The following is a 1,691-nucleotide window of genomic DNA, read 5'->3' as shown; positions in this document are numbered from 1 at the left end:
CCCACGCACCATAAGCTGCAAACTGCCATCTGCGACTGCTAACTTTGTTTTAACTCAGAACTCAGAATTATTGTCCGGATCGGTTTCCTGATCGATGAATTCGTCCGGCAGTTTGCGATCGCCGGGGATGCGGTGGCTTTCGCTGGCCCATTCGCCCAGATCGATCAGCCGACAGCGATCGCTGCAGAACGGGCGCCATTTTGACTCCTCGGTCCAGGGGACCGATTTACCGCAGGTGGGGCATTTGACGACGGTTCGTTTCACAGGTTGCAGCAGGTGAGTTGAAAGTCGACGGTCGTGTCCATCTGCACCGGTCGGCCGCTGTCACCGGGGCGGACAAAGCGAATACTGAAGCGGTGTTTGCCGCCGCTGATCTCCGGATAACAGTCGGCCTTTTCATCCAGGGTCACGCGCAGCATCTGTGCCGGGCTCTGGCTGTCGAGACTTTGCTGGTAAAAGCCTTTCTCGGCCTGCAGATCGCGGGCGTCGGCGGATTCGCGCAGGATACCCAGAATCAGGCTGATGGGCTTGTGAATGGCGTTAAGCTCTTCATACCACTCTTCGAGTTTGGCAATGCGGATTTCCGGATCCTGTTGCAACCAGAAGTGATAGCCGGGCAAATCGAAACTGCAGCTGCCGGCGGTGATGGTGCCGCGCTGGCGCAGGTTGGAGAGCAGTTCGTTGTCGCGCAGCCGATGGCCGGGCTGGCCCTGCAGGGTATGCAGTTCCTTCTGGGTCGCATCCAGCTGGGAGAGAATGGTATTGAGTTGCTCGCGGTCCACGCCGGGCATGTCGCGCAGGCGGGAGAGCGCGGCATGGAGCCGATCCAGATCCTTGAGGATTTCTGCCTTGAGTTCGCCGCGCGAGACGATCTCCAGGATATCAATCAACGCGTTGACTGTGGCGCGCGAATCCCAGACCGAGAAACCGCGCAGGGTGTAGGCGGCCTGTTTGAACAGATGTTCAAGCCGCAGGTAGGTGCGGATGCGTTCGTTCAGGGGTTGCTCGTAAATGATCGGGTTATCCACGGGTGAGATGAAGCGCTTGTGAGTATGAATGTGGGGTTATCTTACTGGAAAGCCCCGGTGACGAAAACGGGTCAGTCCGAGGTAGTGCCGGCCAGCGCCAGATATTTTTGATGCAGCCTGTCGATCTGTTCCATGAGCCCATCCGGCTTATTGCTGTTGTCCACCACATCATCGGCCAGAGCGAGACGTTCCGCCCGGGAGCTCTGGCTGGCCAGGATCTGCTCGACCTGTTCGCGCGACAGTCGATCGCGGGCCATGGTGCGACGGATGCGGATATCCTCATCCGCATCCACCACCAGCACGCGATCGACAAACGGGTAGTCGCCGGTTTCTGTGAACAGCGGAATCACCACCAGACAATAAGGCGCTTGCAGAGTATCGATTCGCCGCCGCACCTCCTCGCGAATGCGCGGATGGAGTATCTGCTCCAGGGTCTGACGTTGCGCCGGATTGGCAAAGATCTTCTCGCGCAGGCGTGAGCGATCGAGTCGGCCGTCGGGGGTGATGACCTCGTCACCAAAATGTTCGACGATCTCCGCCAGCGCCGGCTCGCCAGGGGACGCCAGTTCCCGGGCAATTACATCGGTATCGATGATTGGCACACCGTGGCGGGCAAAGGCGTCGGCCACGGTCGACTTGCCGCTGCCGATACCGCCGGTGAGT

3 protein-coding genes are annotated in these 1,691 nt (G+C 59.4%); all 3 read right to left on the bottom strand.

Annotated features, from left to right (window positions below; genetic code table 11):
- Nucleotides 1-54: 54 nt before the first annotated feature.
- Complete coding sequence (gene yacG, locus RI563_RS13385) at nt 55-264, bottom strand: DNA gyrase inhibitor YacG (RefSeq protein ID WP_310694880.1); 210 nt, start codon at nt 262-264, stop codon at nt 55-57.
- Nucleotides 261-1,028 carry a cell division protein ZapD gene (gene zapD, locus RI563_RS13380; RefSeq protein WP_310694879.1) on the bottom strand — a complete coding sequence of 256 codons (768 nt, stop codon included), beginning with the start codon at nt 1,026-1,028 and terminating at the stop codon, nt 261-263. Before zapD ends, yacG begins: the two co-directional genes overlap by 4 nt.
- A 71-nt stretch (nt 1,029-1,099) precedes the next feature.
- Nucleotides 1,100-1,691: dephospho-CoA kinase (gene coaE, locus RI563_RS13375; RefSeq protein WP_310694878.1), on the bottom strand; the 592-nt coding region annotated here is incomplete at its 5' end.

This window comes from Thiohalophilus sp., assembly GCF_031581315.1.
In the GTDB taxonomy this organism is placed as follows: domain Bacteria; phylum Pseudomonadota; class Gammaproteobacteria; order UBA6429; family Thiohalophilaceae; genus Thiohalophilus.
This window is presented reverse-complemented; position numbering and strand designations above follow the sequence as displayed.